This window comes from Oxalicibacterium sp. (assembly GCF_035565035.1).
In the GTDB taxonomy this organism is placed as follows: domain Bacteria; phylum Pseudomonadota; class Gammaproteobacteria; order Burkholderiales; family Burkholderiaceae_D; genus Oxalicibacterium.
The window spans coordinates 16,426-34,363 of sequence record NZ_DATMTD010000110.1 but is presented as its reverse complement, the minus strand read 5'-3'; the positions used below and the strand labels follow the sequence as shown (position 1 = coordinate 34,363).

19 protein-coding genes are annotated in these 17,938 nt (G+C 56.6%); 11 read left to right on the top strand and 8 right to left on the bottom strand.

Features of this window, described 5'->3' with window-relative positions; genetic code table 11:
- Positions 1-55 precede the first annotated feature (55 nt).
- From VN114_RS11810 to mfd, 3 genes are all read right to left on the bottom strand, one after another.
- A complete protein-coding gene (locus VN114_RS11810; RefSeq protein ID WP_325515090.1) occupies positions 56-1,729 on the bottom strand; it encodes an L-lactate permease in 1,674 nt (557 codons plus the stop codon).
- A 339-nt stretch (positions 1,730-2,068) separates the two neighbouring features.
- Positions 2,069-2,908, bottom strand: coding sequence for a phosphoserine phosphatase SerB (serB, locus tag VN114_RS11805; protein WP_325515088.1), 840 nt, complete (start codon positions 2,906-2,908; stop codon positions 2,069-2,071).
- A gap of 47 nt (positions 2,909-2,955) precedes the next feature.
- Positions 2,956-6,402 carry a transcription-repair coupling factor gene (mfd, locus tag VN114_RS11800; protein WP_325515086.1) on the bottom strand — a complete coding sequence of 1,149 codons (3,447 nt, stop codon included), beginning with the start codon at positions 6,400-6,402 and terminating at the stop codon, positions 2,956-2,958.
- A 219-nt stretch (positions 6,403-6,621) separates the two neighbouring features.
- Between mfd and ispD the strand changes: the two genes are divergently transcribed.
- The 4 genes from ispD (at position 6,622) to VN114_RS11780 (ending at position 8,748) form a co-directional block, all read left to right on the top strand.
- A complete protein-coding gene (gene ispD / locus VN114_RS11795; protein WP_325515085.1) occupies positions 6,622-7,326 on the top strand; it encodes a 2-C-methyl-D-erythritol 4-phosphate cytidylyltransferase in 705 nt (234 codons plus the stop codon).
- Entirely contained in the window at positions 7,323-7,841 is a 519-nt protein-coding gene (ispF, locus tag VN114_RS11790; protein WP_325515083.1) for a 2-C-methyl-D-erythritol 2,4-cyclodiphosphate synthase, read from the top strand. Before ispD ends, ispF begins: the two co-directional genes overlap by 4 nt.
- Positions 7,842-7,941: 100 nt before the next feature.
- Complete coding sequence (locus tag VN114_RS11785) at positions 7,942-8,235, top strand: encapsulin-associated ferritin-like protein (RefSeq protein ID WP_325515081.1); 294 nt, start codon at positions 7,942-7,944, stop codon at positions 8,233-8,235.
- 210 nt (positions 8,236-8,445) lie between these two features.
- On the top strand, positions 8,446-8,748 hold the full coding sequence (locus VN114_RS11780; protein WP_325515079.1) for a hypothetical protein: 303 nt from the start codon (positions 8,446-8,448) through the stop codon (positions 8,746-8,748).
- A gap of 93 nt (positions 8,749-8,841) precedes the next feature.
- Here VN114_RS11780 and VN114_RS11775 read toward each other — a convergent pair whose 3' ends face one another.
- Both VN114_RS11775 and ompR read right to left on the bottom strand, forming a co-directional pair.
- Entirely contained in the window at positions 8,842-10,209 is a 1,368-nt protein-coding gene (locus VN114_RS11775) for a sensor histidine kinase (protein ID WP_325515077.1), read from the bottom strand.
- 40 nt (positions 10,210-10,249) lie between these two features.
- Positions 10,250-11,017 (bottom strand): two-component system response regulator OmpR, encoded by a 768-nt coding sequence (ompR, locus tag VN114_RS11770; RefSeq protein ID WP_325515076.1) that lies wholly within the window; start codon positions 11,015-11,017, stop codon positions 10,250-10,252.
- 116 nt (positions 11,018-11,133) lie between these two features.
- Between ompR and VN114_RS11765 the strand changes: the two genes are divergently transcribed.
- On the top strand, positions 11,134-11,481 hold the full coding sequence (locus VN114_RS11765) for a hypothetical protein (protein WP_325515074.1): 348 nt from the start codon (positions 11,134-11,136) through the stop codon (positions 11,479-11,481).
- Positions 11,482-11,574: 93 nt separating this feature from the next.
- Here the strand turns inward: VN114_RS11765 and VN114_RS11760 are convergent, their stop codons facing one another.
- The 3 genes from VN114_RS11760 to flgA form a co-directional block, all read right to left on the bottom strand.
- The gene (locus VN114_RS11760) at positions 11,575-12,048 is read right to left on the bottom strand and encodes a flagellar protein FlgN (RefSeq protein ID WP_325515072.1); all 474 of its coding nucleotides are present in this window, start codon (positions 12,046-12,048) and stop codon (positions 11,575-11,577) included.
- 3 nt (positions 12,049-12,051) lie between these two features.
- Positions 12,052-12,351, bottom strand: a complete 300-nt coding sequence (gene flgM, locus VN114_RS11755) for a flagellar biosynthesis anti-sigma factor FlgM (protein WP_325515071.1) — start codon at positions 12,349-12,351, stop codon at positions 12,052-12,054.
- 143 nt (positions 12,352-12,494) lie between these two features.
- Positions 12,495-13,208: a flagellar basal body P-ring formation chaperone FlgA gene (gene flgA / locus VN114_RS11750; protein WP_325515069.1), complete on the bottom strand. Its 714-nt coding sequence runs from the start codon at positions 13,206-13,208 to the stop codon at positions 12,495-12,497.
- A 184-nt stretch (positions 13,209-13,392) separates the two neighbouring features.
- Between flgA and flgB the strand changes: the two genes are divergently transcribed.
- From flgB to flgG, 6 genes are all read left to right on the top strand, one after another.
- Complete coding sequence (gene flgB / locus VN114_RS11745; protein WP_325515068.1) at positions 13,393-13,809, top strand: flagellar basal body rod protein FlgB; 417 nt, start codon at positions 13,393-13,395, stop codon at positions 13,807-13,809.
- Positions 13,810-13,850: 41 nt separating this feature from the next.
- Positions 13,851-14,255, top strand: a complete 405-nt coding sequence (flgC, locus tag VN114_RS11740; protein ID WP_325515066.1) for a flagellar basal body rod protein FlgC — start codon at positions 13,851-13,853, stop codon at positions 14,253-14,255.
- 17 nt (positions 14,256-14,272) lie between these two features.
- Positions 14,273-14,941: a flagellar hook assembly protein FlgD gene (locus VN114_RS11735; protein ID WP_325515065.1), complete on the top strand. Its 669-nt coding sequence runs from the start codon at positions 14,273-14,275 to the stop codon at positions 14,939-14,941.
- Positions 14,942-14,973: 32 nt separating this feature from the next.
- The gene (flgE, locus tag VN114_RS11730; RefSeq protein ID WP_325515063.1) at positions 14,974-16,218 is read left to right on the top strand and encodes a flagellar hook protein FlgE; all 1,245 of its coding nucleotides are present in this window, start codon (positions 14,974-14,976) and stop codon (positions 16,216-16,218) included.
- Between the two features lie 75 nt (positions 16,219-16,293).
- Positions 16,294-17,034 (top strand): flagellar basal-body rod protein FlgF, encoded by a 741-nt coding sequence (gene flgF / locus VN114_RS11725; RefSeq protein WP_325515062.1) that lies wholly within the window; start codon positions 16,294-16,296, stop codon positions 17,032-17,034.
- Positions 17,035-17,118: 84 nt separating this feature from the next.
- The gene (flgG, locus tag VN114_RS11720; RefSeq protein WP_325515060.1) at positions 17,119-17,901 is read left to right on the top strand and encodes a flagellar basal-body rod protein FlgG; all 783 of its coding nucleotides are present in this window, start codon (positions 17,119-17,121) and stop codon (positions 17,899-17,901) included.
- Positions 17,902-17,938 lie beyond the last annotated feature (37 nt).

Genomic DNA, 17,938 nt, shown 5'->3' with positions numbered 1-17,938 from the left:
AACAAAAAGGCCCGGAACCTTGCGGCTCCGGGCCTTTCCTGTTGCTGCTCGATCTTTAGTGCAGGACCATGCTTGTGAATGGCGAGACATACGCCTGCAATGTCACCAGCAGACCGACCAGAACGGCCAGCGCGATGGAGTGGAAGAACACGTAGCGCAGAATGTCGCCTTCGTGTCCGTACCACTTGGTGGCGGTAGAGGCGACGACAATCGATTGCGCATCGATCATCTTGCCCATCACGCCGCCGGAACTGTTGGCGGCTGCCATCAGGATCGGGCTCAGGCCGAGTTGTTCAGCCGTGGTTTTTTGCAGGCTGCCGAACAGCACGTTGGAGGCCGTATCGGAACCGGTCAACGCCACGCCCAGCCAGCCGAGCAGGGTGCCGAACATCGGGTACAACACGCCGGTGTGTGCAAACGCCAGACCGAGTGTTGCGTCGAGGCCGGAGAAGCGGGTCAGGTAGCCGATGCCGAACATCGCGCAAATAGTCAGCAGCGAATAGCGAACCAGTTTGATGGTGTTCCAGTATTCGATCAGCATGCGCTTGAACGAATAGCCCATCATCAAACCGGCGACGAGGGCAGAAACCAGGATGCCGGTACCCGCCATCGACAACACATTGAAGTTGAAGACGGCGCCTTCCAGTATCGGCTGGTGCACGACCGGCGGCATCTTCATGACCATCTTGTCCAGACCCGGCACGGCATATTTCCATGCCCAGAGCGCGTCGATTGCCTTCTTGAAGAATGGCGTGCCCCAGATGAAGACGAAGACGGACAGGATGACCCACGGCATCCATGCCTTGACCTTGCTGATACCGGCTACCGGCGTATTGTCTGCGGTAACCGGTTCCGGCACGATGTCATCGGCGGAATTGTCGACGCGATTACCGAGTGCAGTCGAGGTCCAGATTTTTGCCGGCTTCCATACCTTCAGGAACAGCGTCAGGCTGCCCATCGATACCAGCGACGCGATCACGTCCACCAGCCACGGACCGTGATAGTTCGAAACGAGAAATTGCGGAACTGCGAACGAGACGCCTGCGACCAGAATTGCCGGCCAGATTTCGCGCATGCCGCGGAAGCCGGCGAAAGCCCAGATCAACCAGAACGGTACCAGCACCGAGAAGAACGGCAATTGACGACCGATCATGGCGGACAGCAGGTTCAAGTCGAGGCCGGTCACCGAAGACAGTGCGATGACTGGTGCGCCCAATGCGCCGTATGCGACAGGTGCAGTGTTGGCGATCAGCGCCAGGCCGGACGCTGCCAGTGGAGAAAAGCCGAGACCGATCAGAATCGCGCCGGTCACCGCTACCGGTGTACCGAAACCTGCCGCGCCTTCGAAGAAAGCCCCGAAGCAGAACGCCACCAGCAACAACTGCAGGCGACGATCTTCGGTAATGCCGCTGACGCTATCCTGCAGCACCTTGAAATAACCATTCAGCGTGGTCAGGCGATGCAGGAAGATGATGTTGAGGACAATCCATCCGATCGGGAACAGGCCCGATGCAATCCCGTAGCCTGCCGCCTTGCCCGCCATCGCCATCGGCATGCCGAAGACAAACGCAGCAACCAGAATACCGACCAGCAACGCCAGTCCCGCCGCGATGTGTGCCTTCAGGTGAAAGAATGCGAGTGAAATCAAAAGTACCGCCACCGGGACGGCAGCGATCAGTGTCGATAGTCCGAAACTGTTGAGTGGATCATAGATTTGTTGCCATACCATTTTCATGCTCCTTTGTTGGCGGCCCAGCTATTATTTTTGTCTCCGTGTGACGAGTCGGCGTGTTAAAGCCGCACCAGATTATTGATCAGCCAAAAATGTGATTGATGAATAAAATTGCGCGACTGATGAAATGTTCTGACATGTCAAAAAAAGCGCTGCGCATCAACGCTGTTGTAAGCGCCATGTAAGCGAGCAAGACATGACGCGCGTAATGCACGTTACGTTTTGTGAAGAAAATCGAAGGGAAACAGAAAGAAACCGTTGACGCGTGTCGACGGTCAGATAGACAGCGCCATCATTGAGTAGAGATCAACGATCAGCGCGGACACGGAGCAGGCATCAAAGCAGATTGAGCACGCCGTCGAGGCCGACAAAGTTCAATGCGACATCCGCCTGGGCGCGCACGACGGGTTTGGCGCGAAAGGCAACCGACAAACCGGCGATGCCCATCATCTTCAAATCGTTGGCACCATCGCCCATGACGATCGCTTGCGACGGCATGATGTCGAGTTCCTTGCAGACGCGTTCGACGGTACGTTTCTTTTCTTCGGCATCGACGATGTCGCCGATGACATGTCCGGTTAATTTGCCGTCGACGATTTCAAGTTGATTCGAATGCGTGTAATCCAGATCGAGACGGCGCTGCATGCGATCGGTAAAGAACGTAAAGCCGCCGGAAACCAGCAGCGTTTTCATGCCGGCAGCCTTGATCGCAGCCAGCATTTTTTCAGCCCCCGGCGACAATTGCAGACGTTCGTCATACACCCGTTGCAGCGCACTTGCATCGAGTCCCTTGAGTAAGGCCACGCGACGCATCAGGCTTTCGCGGAATTCGATTTCGCCGCGCATGGCGGCTTCGGTGATTTCGGCAACCTGTGGTTTCAGTCCCTGCATGTCGGCGATTTCGTCAATGCATTCGATCGTGATCAACGTCGAATCCATGTCCATGACGAGCAGCTTGAAATTGGTCAGCGAACGGCCGCGATCGATAAAGGCGTAATCCAGATGTGCAGCCCATGTGGCGACATCGATCTGTGCCTTGACTTCATCGTTGTAGGAAATCCCTTCGCAGCGATACGCATGTTCGCCGATGGCGACGACGACACGCGCGCGGGCCAGATGTGCGATCTGTTCGATGACGCCGCGCTGTGCGGTGAGTCCTTGAAGAATGAGGTCCATGGGTTCTTGTCGAATATCAGTGTTGGGTACAAGCCTGCATCATCATCTCATGCGATCAGCGCGCGTATCGTGTTTTTGATCTGCGCGACGCGTGCTGCCAGATCCGGCATGCTGGCAGTAATGCGCAACTTGTCCTGACCATTCAGCTTGATGTGGCGATTCTTCTGGATCAGTTCGATGATGCGCATGCCGTCGATCGGCGGATTCGGCTCGAACTGCAATGTTGCCGATTCCGCATGCGCATCGATCTTGACGATGCCGACCGGTTTGGCTGCAACGCGCAGACGATGCGTTTCCACCAGCGCTTGTGCGGGTTCCGGCAGCTTGCCGAAACGATCGATCAGTTCTTCCTGCAGGTCGTTGACGGCATCCTGCGTTGCACAATTGGCGAGGCGTTTGTAGATCGACAGGCGCTCGTGCACATCGCCGCAATAGGTATCGGGCAGCAAGGCAGGAACGTGCAGATTGATTTCCGTGGTGGTGGAAAGCGGCGCGGCCAGATCCGGCTCCTTGCCGTTCTTCAATGCGCGCACGGCTTCGTTCAACATGTCCGAGTACAGCTGGAAGCCGATCTCGGTCATTTCGCCGGACTGATTTTCGCCAAGCACTTCGCCTGCGCCGCGGATTTCCAGATCATGCATCGCGAGATAGAAGCCGCTACCGAGTTCTTCCATCTGCTGAATTGCATCGAGTCGGCGTTGCGCCAGTTTGGTCAAACCCTGCACATCATGCACAAGCAGATACGCATACGCCTGATGGTGCGAGCGACCGACGCGGCCGCGCAATTGATGGAGCTGCGCGAGGCCGAACTTGTCGGAGCGATGCATGATGATGGTATTGGCGGTCGGAACGTCGATGCCGGTTTCGATGATCGTGGTACATAACAAAATGTTGAATCGCTGCGCGACAAAATCGCGCATGATCTTTTCCAGATCGCGTTCATGCAACTGGCCGTGCGCGACGCCGATGCGTGCTTCCGGCAGCAACGCTTCCAGCATCGCCTTGCGGTTCTCGATGGTTTCGACTTCGTTATGCAGGAAGTACACCTGGCCGCCGCGTTTGAGTTCGCGCAGACAGGCTTCGCGAATGACGGAATCGTTTTCGCTGCGCACGAACGTCTTGATCGCCAGACGTTTTTGCGGCGCGGTCGCGATGATCGAAAAATCGCGCAAGCCTTCCAGTGCCATGCCGAGCGTGCGCGGAATCGGCGTTGCGGTCAGCGTCAGCACATCGACTTCAGCACGCAAGGCTTTCAATGCCTCTTTTTGTCGCACGCCGAAACGATGTTCTTCATCGATGATGACGAGGCCGAGACGCGTGAACTTGACGTCGGGCGACAGCAGCTTGTGGGTGCCGATCACGATGTCCAGCGTGCCGTCCGCCATGCCCTTGATGGCTTGCGTGACTTCCTTGCCGGTGCGGAAGCGCGACAGTTCGGCAATGCGTACCGGCCAGTCGGCAAAACGGTCGGCGAAAGTCTGTGCGTGCTGTTCCGCCAGCAGCGTGGTCGGCGCCAGAATCGCAACCTGTTTGCCACCCATGACGGCGATGAAGGCGGCGCGTAACGCGACTTCCGTCTTGCCGAAGCCGACATCGCCGCACACCAGACGATCCATCGGCTTGCCGCTCGTCATGTCCTTGATGACGTTGTTGATCGCTTCCTGCTGATCCGGCGTTTCATCGAAGCCGAAGCTGTCGGCGAATTTTTCGTAATCGTGCGCCGAGTACTGGAACGAATGTCCTTCGCGCAACGCACGGCGCGCATACAGGTTCAGCAGTTCGGCGGCGGTGTCGCGGATTTTTTCGGCGGCGCGGCGTTTGGCTTTTTCCCATTGCCCTGAGCCGAGTGCATGCAGCGGCGCATCTTCCGGCGATGCGCCGGAATAGCGCGAGATCACATGCAGTTGCGAGACCGGCACGTAGAGCTTGGTGTCCTTCGCGTATTCCAGATGCAGGAACTCGGTTTCGCCTTCGCCCAGATCCATGTTGATCAGGCCCATGTAGCGGCCGATGCCGTGATTCGCATGCACGACCGGATCGCCGATCTTGAGCTCGGACAGATCGCGCACCATCGCTTCGACTTGCGTTGCGCCTTCCTGCTTCTTGCCGCCGACGCGACGACCGGAGCCGGCATACAACTCGGTTTCGGTGATGAAGGCCAGATTGCCGAATGCCTCACCCAGTTCGAAACCGGCATGCATCGGCGCCACGCCGAGCATCAGCTTGGCAGAGCCGGAGGCGAAGTCGGCAAAGCTGTCGGCCGGCACCAGCGCCAGATCGTATTCATTGAAATACTGCTGCAGCGTTTCGCGGCGGCCGTTGGTTTCTGCGCAGATCAGCACGCGCTTGTCTGTTTGCAGCAGGTACGAGCGCAGGTTGACGAGCGGGTCGTCGGCGCGGCGGTTGACGGCAATATTCGGCAGAGGTGCGGATAGCTCCGACGACTCGTCCGTTTTCTGGATAACCCAGCGCCCGAACGGTTTGGCCGAGGTGTAAAACTGTTCGTCGGAAAGGAAAATCTGTTCCGGCGCCAGCACCGGACGTTCGCGATCGGATTTCAGGAAGCGGTAGCGCGATTGCGTGTCGTTCCAGAAGCGCTGGATGGCTTCGTCGATGTCGCCGATCAACGCGAAGCTCGCATCGTCCGGCAAATAATCGAACAGCGTGCTGGTCTGTTCGAAGAACAGCGGCAGATAGTATTCGATACCGGCCGAAGCGATGCCGCTACCGATATCCTTGTAGATGACGGAACGCGACGGATCGCCTTCGAACACTTCGCGCCAGCGACCGCGGAACGCGGTACGCGCTTCCTCGTCCATCGGGAATTCGCGCGCCGGCAGCAGGCGGACTTCACGCACCGGATACAGCGAACGTTGCGTATCGGCATCGAAAGTACGAATCGTCTCGATCGTATCGCCGAACAGGTCGATGCGATACGGCAATGCCGATCCCATCGGGAACAGATCGATCAGGCCGCCGCGGACCGAATATTCACCGGGCGACATGACCTGCTTGACCGGGGTGTAGCCGGCGAGTTGCAACTGCGTTTTCAGCTTCGCTTCGTCAAGTGTTTCGCCTTGCTTGAAGAAGAAGGTGTAGGACGCGAGAAACGACGGTGGCGCCATGCGCACCAGCGCAGTGGTCGCCGGCACGATCAACACGTCGGACTGGCCGTTCAGGACTTCGTACAGCGTCGCCAGGCGTTCCGATACCAGATCCTGGTGCGGTGAGAAAGCGTCGTAGGGCAGCGTTTCCCAGTCGGGCAACAGATGGCAGCGCAGCGCGTTCTGCTCGCCGGAAGCGAACCACGGGATTTCCGCCAGCAGACGTTGTGCATCGCCGGGACTGGCCGCAACGATGGTCAGCATCCGGTTCTGCGATTTCAGTTCGATCGCCGCTTGCGCCAATGCATAGGCATCCGCCGAGCCGTGAAGCGAGGGAAGGACGAAGCGTGAACCGGATTTGGGAAGAGATTTTTTAAGGTCGAAGGACATCAAGTAGCGACATTGTGCATGTCATCGTAGCCAGCAAGGTGCATGCATTCATTTGCCGCATGCACTTGATTTGACAGTGAAAAATTATGATGCGATTATAAACCAAGCCCTCGTTCAGGTCGGGCGCCTTCATCGAACAAGAATCTTTCCGTAAATTCGTGCCTCGGCATTTGCGCCAGCAACCGATCCTGCCATCCCTTTCAAAACCGCAACTGCAATATGACCGCACCTCGCTACTTTGCATTGATCCCTGCTGCCGGCGTCGGTGCGCGCATGGGCGGAACAGTCCCGAAACAATACACGCGCCTTGCCGGAAAGCCGATGCTGGCGCGTGTGCTGGACACCTTTGTTGGCATCTCCGCGATTGCGCACACTTTCACTGTGGTGAGTAGTGGGGATGAGCATATCGATGAAGCGATGACGGAAGTGACCGGCGACAGATCGCTTCTGTCGATATTGCGTGTCGGTGGTGACACACGTCGTCAGTCTGTACTGAACGGTTTGCATGCGATGCGGGGCCGGATGGATGTCAGCGATGACGACTGGATTCTGGTGCACGATGCAGCACGTCCCGGCATCGATGCAGAGTCGATCGAAAAGCTGATGCACGCCATCCATGACGACGTCACTGGCGGTCTGCTTGCCTTGCCGGTGGTCGATACGCTGAAACGTGCCGATGCGGATGGTCGTATCGACAGGACGATCCCGCGCGAACAATTATGGGCGGCACAGACGCCACAGATGTTCCGCTACGGCCTGCTGCGCCATGCACTGGAACAGGCGGAGCATGTGACCGACGAAGCCGGTGCCATCGAGGCGCTTGGGCTGAAACCGCTGCTGGTCGAAGGCAGCGCACGTAATTTCAAGGTGACGTTGCCGCATGACGTTGCTCTGGCAGAACTTTATCTGAAGGAATTTGCATGAGTCATCCGGCATCCGGTTCGCCACCGAATTTTCAACCGTTTCGCGTCGGGCAGGGCTACGATTGCCACGCACTCGTTGAAGGACGCAAGCTGATCGTCGGCGGTGTGACAATCCCGCATCCGACCGGGCTGCTGGGACATTCTGACGCAGACGTCCTGCTGCATGCGATTACCGATGCATTGTTCGGGGCAGCCGGGTTGGGTGATATCGGGCGGCATTTTCCAGATACCGCAACGGAATTTGCCGGTGCCGATTCACGTATTCTGCTGCGGGAAGCGGCAAAGCGTGTGACTGCCGCCGGCTATTCCATCGGCAATATCGACGCAACCATCATCGCGCAAAAGCCGAAGATGGCACCACACATTCCGCAGATGGTTGCCAATATCGCAGTCGATCTGGGCGTGACTGTGGGACAGATCAACATCAAGGCCAAAACCAACGAAAAGCTTGGCTACCTCGGACGTGAGGAAGGCATGGCCGCAGAAGCCATTGCGCTGATTTATCGCCGGGATTAATGCGAGAGATGCGGAAGAATTGAGCGCGACTGCAATTTATTCACATTCCCGTTGTCTACTTCGACAAGCATGGCCTTGTTTATGAGCGAAAGGAGACGGAATGTCGAATGAAGGTTATCACGAGCCGATTGACCGGCTGTCAGCGGAAACGATGGACATGCATCGTGCCATTCAATCCTTGATGGAAGAACTCGAAGCAGCCGACTGGTACAACCAGCGCATCGATGCGGCGACCGATCCTGAGTTGAAACGCATTCTCGCGCACAATCGCGATGAAGAAAAAGAGCATGCAGCAATGCTGCTGGAGTGGATACGTCGGCGAGACGGCAAGATGGACGAGGAACTGCGCAAGGCTCTTTTTTCGCAGGGACCGATAGCAGAACATCACGACTGACGATCGATTGTGCAAAAAATGGCAAAAATGCCAAATCGAAATAGCAACATTACGTGTGTCAGGGCCATTGAATTCCGGAAAAGTGGCGCCAGCTATTGCAGCACATGCCGTATTGACGCATAGTGTGCATACGGGCATGAGAAACGCAGGATCGGCAACGGAATTGCCAAGATTCGGCATCCATCCTACGGAACAGGAGTGATTACATCCATGACATCTTTTCTTTTCAGTCAGCATACGCAAAGCTGGCAGCAAATGTTTCGTCGCAGCCAGTCCGGCGGTTTCTTTTCGCGCCTGTTTGCATGGCTGGTTCTGGGCATGCTGCTGGCGGTAGGCCTGCTGGTGATCATGACGGTTCTGCTGCTGAGCTGGTTGTTGATTCCTGTTCTGCTGTTTAAGAAACGCAGTGCGTTGAAGGCTGCGCGTGAAGCGGCAGAGCGCGCTTATCGCCGACCTGCCGACGGCGACATCATCGAAGGCGGCATTACCGAAGTGAAGAACGAAAAGGCCTGATGCCTGTATCGAACTAGTCTTCCGAAGATTTCAAACGCACATCACCTGACGGGATGTGCGTTTTTTATTGTCTGGTTGATTCGGGCATATCAATCAGGACGGGAAGTGGCCATGCCGTTTTTTTGCATTGCCCAGCACGATCTGTACAACAAGCCCTCCGCCACTGCGATTGGAGAGGTGGAGTTTGCCGCCGTGTCGCTTGACGATACGATCGACGATAGCCAATCCCAGTCCTGCGCCATTGGCCTGTCCACGTGCCTGATCCATGCGCGTGAATGGTCGCAACAGACGATCGATTTCGCCTTCCGGTACGCCAGGACCATGATCGGCTACTTCCAGAATGACCTTGTCGCCGTCTATCCTGCAGGCAAGATCGATGTCGACATAGTTGTCGTTGGATTTTTTTCCATAGCGGCGCGCGTTTTCGATCAGGTTGTTGACGATGCGCGTCATGTCGATCGGGCTTCCCTGAATGGTTGCGTTGTCATCGATCGCGGTGGTGACGAGCACGTCGGGCAGGCGTGCGATTTCCTGAGCAGTCTGCTTCATCAGTGCCGTCATGTCGATTGGCTCGAAACGTGCGCTGTCGGTCGGCCGCGCATAGTCGAGAAACTGGCCGATGATTGCGTCCATTTGCTCAAGATCGGATCGCATGCCTGCACGCGCCTCTTCCTGCAAGCCGGCCATTTCCAGTTCAAGCTGCATGCGTGCCAGCGGCGTGCGCAGATCGTGTGAAATACCAGCCAGCACAAGTGCACGATCGGATTCGACGCGGTCGAGATCGTCGACCATCTGGTTGAAGCTGTGATTGGTTTCACGGATTTCGGCCGGACCGCGTTCCGGCAGTGGGGTGGGGCGCTGGCCATTTGCGAGGGCACGTGTAGCTGCAGTCAAACGCGCAAGAGGCTGGTTGATCAGGCCGGAAATCATCAACGCGCCCAGCAGCGACAGCAGCACTGTAACGGCGCCCCATCCCAGCCATTGCACACCGGAACTGCCTTCGACACGATCGCGATCAAGCATCAGCCAGTATTCATCGTCGGAAATCGTGAAGCTGACCCAGAAGCCGGGAACATCGTTGACGGCGCGAGCAAAACGGGTTTCGTCGCCGAGGCCGCCACGCACGCTTTCCTCAATGACCTGCATCATGCGACTGTTTACTGGCGGATCTATGCGATCACTTTCTTCCAGCGGATACACACGAATGCCTTCGTTGCTGGAGAGATCGAACAGCAATTCCCGGCGCAGGTCAGGGGCTGAATGCGTCAGCGCTGCACGTGTGATCGTGACGACGGAAATGACTTGCGCGGCAATCTGGTTGGCGCGTGGCGTCTGTTCGATGATGCGATAGCTGGCAACCCACGCCGCCATGCTGGCAGCAATCATGAGGGCAATCATGAAGAAGGTGCGCCAGAACAGGCCGCTTTTCATCCATGTCAGGCGATTTGGCGAAGAGGGCATGTGATTCGTTTTCGGCAGGGAGACGAACGTAATGTCGTGCTCAGCGTGGTTTGCCTTCGGGGATGAAAACGTAACCGAGTCCCCAGACCGTTTGAATGTACAGCGGCGTTGAGGGATCGGGTTCGATCAGTTTGCGCAAGCGCGAGATCTGCACGTCCAGACTTCGATCGAACACTTCATATTCACGACCGCGCGCCAGTTCCATCAGTTTTTCACGCGACAGCGGTTGGCGTGCATGACGGGCAAATACCTTCAACACGGAAAACTCGCCGGTTGTCAGCGGAACGGTCTCGCCGTTCTTTTTCAACGTGCGTGTGCCGAGATCGAGAACGAACTCGCCGAAGGCAAACGATTGCGGTGTTTCGGACGGGGCGCCAGGCAGCTCTTCCGGGCCGACACGCCGCAGTACAGCACTGATGCGTGCGACAAGTTCGCGCGGATTGAAAGGCTTGGCAAGATAATCGTCGGCGCCCATTTCAAGTCCGACAATGCGATCGACATCCTCGCCCTTGGCGGTCAGCATGATGATTGGCGTCTTGTCGCCCGCACCACGCAGGCGACGGCAGATAGACAAGCCGTCTTCACCTGGCAGCATCAGATCCAGCACGAGCAGGTCGTAACGTTCGCGCAGCCAAAGCTTGTTCATTGCCTGCGCGTTTTCTGCCGTCACGACATTGAATCCCTGCTCCGAAAGATATCGGCGCAGCAGATCGCGCAGACGCAGATCGTCGTCGACAACCAGCACCTTGGTCTGGTGGGAATTGGTTGAATGAGGAGCTTCCTTCATGGGGGCATTTGTCGTATTCATGTCGCTATGGTAACGTCAGAAATCCTCGCAGGTACGATGGAAAACGCAGGCATTACAAAGTGTTACAACCTTTACGGAAATGAACCCGAGGCCGAGAGTAAAGAGGCCTAAACTTTGTGCATGATGATCTGATTGATGAAACGGCGGTCACAAGGCGCTGTAATAACGAGATGAATATTACATTGAAAAGAGCGGGACTGATTCTGTTGATAATCGCGGGCTTCGCCGGAAGCACCGCGACGTTGGCACAATCTCGTCACGACCGTTCATCCGGATATTTTGAGCAGGATGGTCGTCAGCAGCGTCAGAACGATCGCCGTGATGCCGATCGTCGTCGCGACGATCGCAATGAGTATCGCCAACAGCAACGGCGGGACGATCGTCTGTCGCCGGACGAAAGACGAACCTTGCGGCAGCAGATTGATGAGGCAGGCCGGGATATTTATGCACCGCGCAGGAGATAGCGGATTGCAATGAGAAAGCAAAACGGCGAGACCCATGTCTCGCCGTTTTGCTTTTGTGTTGCGGAAGTGCGTTGTTGTCTGTTCGCCGTGCGATCAAGCGATGATGTGACGTCCGACCGATTTGCCACCCGTCTGGCCGTTCGGGCCGTAGACGTGATCTCCCTGCACGCTGCCGTGTTGCAGGATATTGAGCATGTTCTGGTTACGCACCATCTGCTTGCCGATCAGTGTGCCATTGACGCGATTGATTTCTTTCGCGACTTTTGCCAGTTCGATCAGTTCATGCCAGGACTGGCTGGTGGTTTTCGATACGCCTGAAGTTGCTAGCCAGGCTTTCATTCCGTTTTCGGAAGCTTCGCAACCAGCTGCTGCCAGTGCGTTATGGCGCCATGCCGCGAGTTCTGCCATGCGAGTGGCGGCTTTGGCTTTCGGTTCGGTCAGGCTGGCGATACCGTCGATGTCGGCTGCGATCAGATGTTCCTGTTCCTGTTGCAGCAGTTGCGTCAACTGGCGGACGGCTTCGTGTTCATGACTGAGGCTGTCTGCAGGGCTACCGAACGAATTCATGAATTATCTCCGGGTGGAGATCAAGTCCTTTACCGTGTCCATCAATCCGTCAGCGACGCGTTCTGCGTTGACCTGGAACTGACCGCCGGCAATCGCTGCCTTGATCTCTTCCACTTTCTTGGAATCAAATGCGCTGGCACCGGCTACCTGGCTCGTCAAAGCCTGGACCTGAGTTGACAGCGTGACATTGTCGGAGGACGTTTTACCGCCGGCATCGGCCTTGTCAGGACCTTTACCTGCGCGGGTCTGCGTCGTACCAACGCCTATACCTGCGATTTTCTTGCTTGCATCATCAATTTTCACGACATGCTCCATATGGTTTACGGCAAAACGCCTATCTCTGATTGGTCTAACGGCGTTATCCCACTAAACTTTAGTACTAAATGGAGGGAACGTAAAATTTTGTGTCTTGCCTTTTCAACAATATTGCCGGTGCTATGCATTTTTTAGTATGTTAACTCGACGACGCCGCCGAGTTTTGCAATTCCGCTGACCACCTGACCGGCCGCCGTGCGGACCTGAGTCAACTGGCCTTCATTGGCATTATTCAAGGCCTTGGCTTCGCTGGTGACGCTGAAACCCGCACCATTCAACACGATACGTACCGCCTGACCCTGCTGGATCGCTTGCTGGTTGCGCAATGCATCCTGACGCAACGGTGCGCCGACGCTGACTGAAGACGCCACCGTGCGACCGATCGCCTGCGATGGCTCGGTGATGATCCCGGGCGGCATCGTGGTCAGGTCACCCTTGACCTTGACGATATCGCCTTCGCTGATTGTCTGTCCCTGTGCCAGCGGCACCGTGGCCACGACATATTCGCTGCGCACACCGACTGTGGCGGCTATATAGACAGTCCAAGAATTTGGTGCGGTGCAGCGCACGCCGACAGTCGTTTTGCCCCAAGCCTTGTTGCCGCGCCGGAGAAAGGCTTCCGGTTGCGGGCAGGCGGGCAGTTTCATGCGCGGATCGATGGAGCCGACTTCAACCTGAATATCACCTGGCAAACCGATGGCCTGTTTTTTCAGAAACTGTTCGACGGTCTGTTTCAACACGCCGAGTTCCTGACGCGGCTGTTGTACCGGCTCGGCAGCCTGCGCGAACGCAAATTGCGATGCAAGTCCGAGGCCGGCGATCAGAAGTGTGAAGAAAACGTTCATGGCGATCCGTGGATTTATTCCTCGATCATGGTACCGATCCGGTCGCCGGGTAAAGCCGGGAATAACATGGATTTTGGTCTTCTTATCGTTTGATCGAAGGGAAGAGCGTCTCCGTATGATCCACGCTATACAAATCCATATCGGGTGCTGTGGCAGGCACCGAGCGCTTATTCCGGAGGATGCGATGGGAAAACTTGACGATCTGATGCGGTTTCAGGAAACGGCGCTGAGTCTGCGCGCGCAGCGCCAGCAGTTGCTGGCTTCGAATATTGCGAATGCGGATACGCCTAACTTCAAGGCGCGCGACATCGATTTTAACAAGGCATTGCAAGGTGCGATAGCACGCAGTGCCGGTGGCACGACGACACCGAACGAAGTTGCCAAGACGTCTACTGCTCACATGGCATCGAAGGCGTTGCCGACATTGGGCGGCGCAAAGCTGCTGTATGCGAATCCGCAACAGGGCAGCATCGATGGCAACACGGTGGACATGGACGTACAGCGCAATCAATTCACCGATAACGCCATGCGCTATGAAGTGAGCCTGACACTCGCGTCATCGAAACTCAAGGGCATGCTGACCGCAATTCAGGGTCAATAAGCAGGTAATCAGTAGGGCAAAAACATACAGGGGCAATCGTCATGTCGCTATTCAATATCTTCAACGTCGCCGGTTCGGCCATGAGTGCGCAAAGCCAGCGCCTCAACGTCGTCTCCAGCAACATCGCCAATGCGGAAAGCACCACCAGCGCCGATGGCAAGACCTATCGCGCCAAGCAGGTGGAGTTCAAGGCGATTCCGATGAACGGTGCGACCTCGACCGGTGTGCGCGTCGATCGTGTTGTCGAGGATTCGACACCGCCGAAGATGGTATTCGACCCGAAAAGCCCGGCTGCGGACGAAACCGGCCACGTCGCCATGCCGAATGTGAATGTCGTGGAAGAAATGGTCAACATGATTTCCGCCTCGCGCTCCTATCAAACCAATGTCGAAACCATGAACGCGGCGAAGACAATGCTTCTTAAAACACTGACCCTCGGTCAATAATTCAAAAGGATCTTTTGATGGCTTCCATTTCCAATCAGTTGCCGCAATCCGTGATCGACGCAATGAGTCCCAAGACGTCCACAGGCAAGTCGGACGTTGACGACATTCAGGATCGTTTCATGACATTGCTGATCACGCAGATGCAGAATCAGGATCCGTTGAATCCGATGGACAACTCCCAGATGACAAGTCAGTTGGCGCAGTTGTCGACCGTGACCGGTATCGACAAGGTAAATTCCACGCTGCAATCGCTGATCGGCACCTACCAATCCGGCCAATCCATGCAGGCTGCCAACCTCATCGGTCATGGCGTACTGGCTTCGGGCAATCAATTGGGCCTGGCCGACAAGCAGGCATTGGCAGGCGTCGAATTCCCGCAGGATGTCGACCAGGCGCAAATGGTCATCAAGGACAAGTCCGGCAATGTTGTGCACACCATCGATCTAGGGGCACAAAGCGCCGGTACGGTCCCGTTGCTGTGGGACGGCAAACTGGCCGATGGCTCACAGGCACCCGATGGCAACTACACCTTCGAAGTCAACGCTTCACTGAATGGCAACAAGGTCGATGTGGACGAACTGCAGTTCGGCATGGTGACCACGGTCACGACGGGACCGGAAGGCGTGAGGATCAACGTGCCCGGACTGGGCGCACTCGACTTTTCTGACATTCGTCAGATTCTTTAATTGTCTAACAGCACCACAACCAGGAGAAAGACATGAGTTTTCAGCAAGGTTTGAGCGGACTGGATGGCGCCTCCAAGATGCTGGAGGCAATCGGCAACAACGTCGCCAACTCGAGCACGGTCGGCTACAAGCAGTCGCACGTACAGTTTTCGGATATCTATGCAGGCACGCTGCTGGGTTCCGGCTCGTCGCAAATCGGTATCGGTACGCAAGTCGCGCGCGTCGCGCAACTGTTCAGCCAGGGTAACGTCACGGCGTCGGCCAATCCGCTCGACATGGCGATCAACGGCAACGGTTTTTTCCGCATGAACGACAACGGTGCGATCAGCTATACGCGTAACGGCCAGTTCCAGCCGACCAAGGAAGGCTATATCGTCAACGCGGCAGGCGCACGTCTGACCGGTTATCTCGCCGATGCCAACGGCGTGATTCAGACCGGTTCCCCGGCCGACATCATGATCAGCAGGGCGGATCTGCCGCCACGTGCAACGGATACCTATGAGTTGGGTGTCAAACTGGATTCGCGCGAAGACGCCAAGGTTGCCGCCAATTTCGACCCGGATGATCCAACCACCTACACGCACGCAACGTCGGCGCCGGTATTTGACAGTCTCGGTAACGACCATCAGCTGAAGACGTTCTACGTCAAGACCGGACCGAACGCATGGAGCGTGTTTGCGACAAATGACGGCGTGCCGGTCACGATGGTCCCTGCGACTACGCCACAAGGCCTGATCGCCACCATGACATTCAGCGGCAACGGTGGTGCGTTGACTACAACCGTTCCGAATCCGATCGTCATTCCGATGGATGTCACCACGGGCGCGACCACGCCGTTCAACATCACGCTCGACCCGACTCAGACACAACAGATGGCGGGTGAGTTCGGCTTGAGCAAACAGCAGCCGAACGGCTTTGCGTCCGGCATGCTGCGCGATTTCAACGTGTCGGATAACGGCATGATCGTCGGTCGCTACACGAATGGCCAGGTCAGCGTGTTGGGGCAGGTCATCCTGTCGAACTTCGCCAATCCGAACGGCTTGCAAAACGTTGGTGACAATCAGTGGGTCGAGACCGCCGAATCCGGCGTGCCAATGACCAGTACTCCAGGTACCAGTGGCTTGGGGGCCGTGCAGTCGTCGCGTATCGAGGAATCGAACGTCGATCTGACGGCGGAGCTGGTCAACATGATTACTGCGCAACGCTATTACCAGGCCAACGCGCAAACCATCAAGACGCAGGATCAGATCATGCAGACGCTGGTCAACCTGCGTTGATGATTGATGAATTGATCGCTGCAATGATCGTCGCGTCCATCCAAAAGGATGGATGCGCGCATCGGGAGAAATGACATGGATCGTCTGATCTATACCGCGATGACCGGCGCCAAACAGGTTCTGGAACAGCAGGCCACGACGTCGCACAATCTTGCCAACGTTTCGACCACGGGTTTCCGTGCGCAGCTCGATACGTTTCGTGCGGTGCCGGTTGTCGGTCCGGGTTTGCCAACGCGCGCCTTTGTTGTCGATTCGACAGTGGGCAGCGATTTTCGTCCGGGTGTGATCCAGCAGACCGGGCGGACACTGGATCTGGCAATTCAGGGAAAAGGCTGGCTGGCGATCGAAAAAGCCGACGGCAGCGAGGGTTACACGCGCGCCGGCAGCCTGAAGATCAACGAGAACGGTGTCTTGCAGACCGAGGGCGGCTTGAACGTCCTGAGCGATAGCGGTCCGATCACGATTCCACCTGATGTCCGCGTGACGATCGCCTCCGACGGCACGATCTCGACCGTGGATGCAGGTTCGACGCCTGGCGCCACGATCGATCTGGCGCGGCTGAAACTGGTCAATCCGGACGAAGCCAATATGGTTCGCAGCGAAGACGGCCTGTATGTCACGAAGGATGGCGAACAGCCGGAAGCGGACCCGAATGTCTATGTGCTCAGCGGCGCACTGGAAGGCAGCAACGTCAACGTCGTCGATGCCATGGTCAACATGATCGCCCTGTCGCGCCAGTTCGAACTTCACATGAACATGTTGAAGCATGCGGAAAGCAATGCGCAGAAAGCATCCGAGTTCCTCGCTTTAAGTTAATGCCGATAAGGGCAGAATGAAAATAGGCAGCAGGTTCGCGGACCACAAGTTCGCTGGCAGTTTGCCGACACACTGGAGAAGAAAATGATTCGTTCACTTTGGATTTCGAAGACAGGTCTGGATGCACAGCAGATGCAGATGGACGTCATCTCCAATAACCTGGCCAACGTCAGCACGACCGGTTTCAAGAAATCGCGCGCGGTTTTCGAGGATCTGCTGTACCAGACGATCCGCCAGCCTGGCGCCGCCTCGTCGCAACAGACGCAATTGCCGACCGGCCTGCAACTGGGTACCGGTGTGCAGCCTGTCGCAACCGAACGCGTGCACACACAGGGCAACATGCAGAAGACGGACGATGCGCGCAACGTGGCGATCATGGGCGACGGCTTCTTCCAGGTACTGATGCCGGACGGTACGACTTCTTATACGCGCGACGGCACCTTCAAAACCAATGATCAAGGGCAGCTGACGAATGCCAGCGGCTATCCGATCGATCCCGCGATCACGATTCCGCAAGACGCCACCAGCATGACGATTTCGCCGGACGGCATCGTCAGTGTGACGACGGCAGGCGTGGTCGGGGCGGTTCAGATCGGTTCGATCCAGGTGGCTACCTTCATCAACCCGGGTGGCCTGGAGAGCAAGGGCGACAACCTGTATGTGGAAACGACCGCATCTGGCGCACCAATTACCAATACGCCGGGCAGCAACGGTGCAGGTTCATTGAAGCAGAACTATATCGAAACCTCGAACGTGAATGTCGTCGAGGAACTGGTCAACATGATTCAGACGCAACGTGCCTATGAGATCAACAGCAAGGCGATCACGACGTCGGATCAGATGCTGCAGCGACTGACCCAGATGTAATTTTGCAAATATAACTCGCAGATGTAATGCACAAACG

Bases quoted from the DNA above. Each gene is read 5' to 3' on its own strand.
- ispF (WP_325515083.1), top strand. From the start codon at position 7,323: ATGAGTCATCCGGCATCCGGTTCGCCACCGAATTTTCAACCGTTTCGC.
- VN114_RS11775 (WP_325515077.1), bottom strand. From the start codon at position 10,209: ATGCCCTCTTCGCCAAATCGCCTGACATGGATGAAAAGCGGCCTGTTC.
- flgE (WP_325515063.1), top strand. From the start codon at position 14,974: ATGAGTTTTCAGCAAGGTTTGAGCGGACTGGATGGCGCCTCCAAGATG.
- ompR (WP_325515076.1), bottom strand. From the start codon at position 11,017: ATGAATACGACAAATGCCCCCATGAAGGAAGCTCCTCATTCAACCAAT.
- ispD (WP_325515085.1), top strand. From the start codon at position 6,622: ATGACCGCACCTCGCTACTTTGCATTGATCCCTGCTGCCGGCGTCGGT.
- flgB (WP_325515068.1), top strand. From the start codon at position 13,393: ATGGGAAAACTTGACGATCTGATGCGGTTTCAGGAAACGGCGCTGAGT.
- flgC (WP_325515066.1), top strand. From the start codon at position 13,851: ATGTCGCTATTCAATATCTTCAACGTCGCCGGTTCGGCCATGAGTGCG.
- serB (WP_325515088.1), bottom strand. From the start codon at position 2,908: ATGGACCTCATTCTTCAAGGACTCACCGCACAGCGCGGCGTCATCGAA.
- VN114_RS11735 (WP_325515065.1), top strand. From the start codon at position 14,273: ATGGCTTCCATTTCCAATCAGTTGCCGCAATCCGTGATCGACGCAATG.
- VN114_RS11760 (WP_325515072.1), bottom strand. From the start codon at position 12,048: ATGAATTCGTTCGGTAGCCCTGCAGACAGCCTCAGTCATGAACACGAA.
- VN114_RS11785 (WP_325515081.1), top strand. From the start codon at position 7,942: ATGTCGAATGAAGGTTATCACGAGCCGATTGACCGGCTGTCAGCGGAA.
- flgG (WP_325515060.1), top strand. From the start codon at position 17,119: ATGATTCGTTCACTTTGGATTTCGAAGACAGGTCTGGATGCACAGCAG.
- flgA (WP_325515069.1), bottom strand. From the start codon at position 13,208: ATGAACGTTTTCTTCACACTTCTGATCGCCGGCCTCGGACTTGCATCG.
- VN114_RS11810 (WP_325515090.1), bottom strand. From the start codon at position 1,729: ATGGTATGGCAACAAATCTATGATCCACTCAACAGTTTCGGACTATCG.
- flgF (WP_325515062.1), top strand. From the start codon at position 16,294: ATGGATCGTCTGATCTATACCGCGATGACCGGCGCCAAACAGGTTCTG.
- VN114_RS11780 (WP_325515079.1), top strand. From the start codon at position 8,446: ATGACATCTTTTCTTTTCAGTCAGCATACGCAAAGCTGGCAGCAAATG.
- mfd (WP_325515086.1), bottom strand. From the start codon at position 6,402: ATGTCCTTCGACCTTAAAAAATCTCTTCCCAAATCCGGTTCACGCTTC.